A 4,522-nucleotide genomic window follows, 5' to 3' on the forward strand; every position below is an offset into this window, starting at 1 on the left:
CTCGTGGTTCTCGGTTACGGTTCTGCCAAGAAACTTGGTTCTGTAGTAGGTTCCGTTGCCGTAGTCGGCGAGAAGCAACTTGAAAATATACCCACTGCAACGTTCGTTGACGCTCTCCAGGGTCAGGTGCCTGGTTTAAACATCTTTTCTAATTCAGGTGACCCGTCTTCAACAGACAACGCGATCCGTATTCGCGGTGTGAACTCCCTTAATGCAGGTAATACTCCGCTGTTCATTCTTGACGGAGCACCAGTGTCATCAAGCGTGTTTACTACACTCAATCCCAATGACATCAAAAGTGTTACAGTGCTTAAGGATGCCGCTTCTGTAGCAATCTATGGTTCTCGTGCTGCAAACGGTGTTATTGTGATTACCTCAAAAAGGGGTGCTTTCGGTGAAAAAGCGAACGTAACACTTCGTGCGAATGTAGGCTGGAGCCAGATGGTGGAAGACAATGTGACTATGATGAATTCTCAGCAATATATTGAGTTCCGTGACAAGATTGGTTCACCTGTGAGTCAGGAAGTACGCGATATTGTTGATAAATATGGAATCTCAACCGACTGGCGCAAAGAGATGTTTAATGATAACGCCCTAACATATTCTGTTGATGCGGCTGTAAGTGGTGGCGGTGAGAATCTTTCATATTATCTTTCTCTTAATCATTATGATGCAGACGGTATCATTACCATGTCCGGTATGCGCCGTGAAACACTTCGCACTTCGCTCAATAGCCGTGTGAACGACTGGCTACGAGTAGGTTTGCAGGCGAACCTCGGTTATACTAAGTATGGAACCAATAGTCAGGTTACAAATTCAGGCATTTATGTAGCCAATCCTATGGTATTCGCACGCATGGCTTTCCCATATGATTCTCCATACTATTACACAATAGACGATGATGGGCAGATTCATTACGGTGATCGTGCTATGACGATGCATTATTTCGGTTACAATTCGCCCGAGTGGATTTATGAGACTAATAAGTCCAACCGCACAAACATTACTGCAAATCTCAATCTATATGAACAAATCACTCCTGTGAAAGGATTAACGATCAGGGCTCAGCAAGCAGTTAATGCATACGATTACAGACTTGACAACAAATGGCTACCATATGAGACAACACTAACCCCTATGGGAGATATACTTGGAGATGATCCGAATATCGGTGCTCTTAATTCCGGACAGAGCACACAGTCGTTCCAACGTTATTATGCATGGACTTTCACAAATACTGCTGAATACAATATCCTGATAAATGATCTTCATGATGTTACTGTTCTTCTTGGAGAGGAATCCATGATAAATAAAGACGATATGTTCACTGTTACAAGCAAGGGTTTTACAGACAGACGATTGATGCTTCTTCAACAGGGACCTAATGTTGACAATTCCATGCTCAATCAGAGTGTGCAGCGCGAGATTTTTAACTCTATTTTCTTGAAGGGTAGCTATAACTTTGACAATCGTTATTTCTTCGAGGCTACTTATCGTAGAGATGGCAGTTCAAGATTTGCTCCGGGGCATCGTTGGTCAAATTTCTTCTCAGTCGGAGGAATGTGGAATGTGAAACAGGAAAAATTTCTTCAATCAGTTGAATGGCTTAACGAACTGCAGGCTCGCGTGAGTTATGGTTCAACCGGTAACTCTTCAATTCCTAATTATGCATATTTCGGCACTGTCGGTACTTATAATCCAGGATATGGAACGGGATCCAATACAACTTCTACTGGACTCGGTAATCCCAGTAACCCGGATCTAACATGGGAGACAGTCTATGCATTTGATGCCGCATTGCGATTTAAAACGCTTGGAATCATTACAGCTGAGATTGATTTTTACAAGAAAACAACCAAAGATATGCTCATGCAGATTCCATGGAGCTACACGACCGGCTTTGATGCCAGCTATGGCAATATCGGTTCTATGACAAATACCGGTGTAGATGTGAATGGTCAAGCAGACATTATCAAAACACAGGATTGGTATTGGGGTGTGCGCTGCAACTTCAACTACAACAAGAACAAGATTACAGAACTTTTCTCAGGACGTGATTCTTACACCATCCCTAATACCGGATTGCGCTATGAGGTGGGTCATTCAGCAGGTGAATTCTATTCTGTGCGATATGTGGGAGTGGATCCACGTGATGGAAAACAGATGTGGCTTGATAAAAACGACAATATAACAAAAATTTATAACGAAGAGGAAAACTCTGTAATGACAGGTAAAAGTCAGTTTGCTCCATGGACTGGAGGCTTTGGTACAAGTTTAAGCTGGAAAGGCATCAGCCTTAGCGTAGACTTCAATTGGGCAGCCAAGAAATATATGACAAATAATGACGCTTTCTTCCTTCAGAACGCATCCCAAGGTTATCAACAAAACCAGGATGTATGCATGCTCAATGTGTGGACTAAACCTGGTGATGTCACCATGTATCCGAATGCTAATGAGACTCCGCAGTTTGACTCTCGTTATATCGAAGATGCATCGTTCCTTCGTTTAAAGAACCTTACGCTTTCTTATTCATTTCCTAAGAATATCGTAAATGTGATGCGTCTGTCAAATCTTGTGCTCCACTTCACTGGTCGTAACCTTTGGACAGTGACCGACTTTACCGGCTATGATCCTGAGCCTCAGACCAACATGTACAAATTTGCATATCCCAATACCCGTCAATATGAGTTCGGGGTTGAGGTTTCATTCTAATTATTTTGACCGTATAGAATATGAAAAAGATATTTTTAATTTTTGCACTTCCTGCATTGCTGTTCGCTTCATGTAGCATGAATGAGGAACCCGTAGGGACGCTCGGTGACAAAGACGCGATCCTTAATGTCAGAGACGCGCTTGCTTTCCGCAATGGTCTTTATGTTAACTTACGCGACATTAGCAATGGAGGTTACATAACAGGTCAGGATCTGCAATCTGATAACTTCGTAGGAATGACTACCAACGGAAACCGTGGTGGCTTCTGGAGCAATAAGACAGCTATCCTGTCAAATGATACACAGAACCTTGCCGGGCTTTGGGCAGGACCTTACGGAACTATAGCAAACTGTAATTATTTCCTTGAGAAAATTGCGCCTATGATTGCAGATGAAAAATATTCTGAGCAAGACAAGGTGGAGCTTAAGCGTTATCGAGGAGAAGCATATTTCACCAGAGCATATTGCTATTGGTATATTACTGACCGTTTTTGCAACTCTTATACCGTAATTGATCCCACATCTGCCAATACAGGAGTTCCAATCGTAACGAAATATTCCCCAACCAGCAACTATGATGCATATCCGGGTAGGAACACGCTTTCAGAGACATTCTCTCAGATTGAGAATGACTTGGCAGCAGCCTATGCTGACATTGAGAATTTTGAAAAGTGCGGTATTGAGGGGGCAGGCTCAAATATGAGACCCAATGCGCCTTATCTGAGTACATATGCGATAGTAGCTCTTCAGGCTCGCATTGCATTGTTGAAAGGTGATTGGGAAACAGCTATTGACAAAGCTGAAAAGGTAATAGCAGGACCTTTCGAACTTTGTAGCATAGATCAATACTTTAATATGTGGAGCAGCGATTCAGGGTCAGAGCTTATATTCCTTCCATATGCTAATAATAGTCAACGTGGAGGAGTGGCTTCAATAGGCGAGACTTTCAACCAGAAAGATGGGCAGACTGCCGATTATATTCCGACAGCCAATGCGCTTGATCTATATGGAAGTAATGAAGATGAACGTTATAACGACGTCCGCTTTGAATGTTTCTTCGAACCTCGTAGACTCCGTGTAGATGGTCTTGCAGTCTTAGCTCCGGTTTTTGTGAAATATCCAGGGAATCCAGAATTCAATTCAGGAACTAGTAATGATCTTAAGAATTTAGGTAAACCTTTCCGTCTTAGTGAAATGTATCTTATATTGGCTGAGGCTGCCGCCAATTCGGGCAATGTGGATAAAGCAAACGCTGCTCTCAATGATATACGGGAAGCTCGTTTATATGACTTCATTCAGGAGAATTATACAGGAGAGACCTTGATTGATCAAATACGCAATGAGCGTAATAAAGAGCTTATAGGCGAAGGATTCCGTATTAGTGACCTTCGTCGTTGGAAACTCGGGTTTTCCCGCAGTGATAACTATGGACTGGAGTATACCGGTGTTACGAGCGCTCTTGTGCCCGCAAGTATTCAGGTCACTTACAGTGCTACTGATTCCAAGTATGTTCTTCCCATCCCCTCCCATGAGATGGAAACAAATCCGCAGATGGTTCAGAACCCCGGATATTAATTAACCCAAGTTTAACTGAAAACAACAGATTTTATGAAATATCTAAAGATATTCGCTTTCTCTTTGGGCGCGCTGTTGGTAACCTCCTGTTCTGAAGAGAACAAGAGTTTCAACACAGAAGCCGGAGTCTCGGTAGATATGGCAGACAGCCAGATAACCGTCAAAGAATCGGAAGGCCAGTTCTTTGTTCCTATAAAGGTTGATGGTAAGGCTAACGGCGACGTGAAGGTTACTAT

General features: G+C 42.8%; 3 protein-coding genes. All 3 read left to right on the top strand.

What is annotated here, in order from left to right; all coding sequences use genetic code 11:
* A partial coding sequence (locus JX312_RS09585; RefSeq protein ID WP_204457838.1) for a SusC/RagA family TonB-linked outer membrane protein occupies window positions 1-2,712 on the top strand: 2,712 nt, incomplete at its 5' end.
* A gap of 20 nt (window positions 2,713-2,732) precedes the next feature.
* The gene (locus JX312_RS09590; protein ID WP_123405961.1) at window positions 2,733-4,286 is read left to right on the top strand and encodes a RagB/SusD family nutrient uptake outer membrane protein; all 1,554 of its coding nucleotides are present in this window, start codon (window positions 2,733-2,735) and stop codon (window positions 4,284-4,286) included.
* 33 nt (window positions 4,287-4,319) lie between these two features.
* Window positions 4,320-4,522, top strand: a 203-nt coding sequence (locus JX312_RS09595; RefSeq protein WP_370541494.1) for a hypothetical protein, incomplete at its 3' end; no start/stop codon positions are given.

The organism is Barnesiella sp. CU968 (assembly GCF_905219685.1).
Classification (GTDB): domain Bacteria; phylum Bacteroidota; class Bacteroidia; order Bacteroidales; family Muribaculaceae; genus Lepagella; species Lepagella muris_A.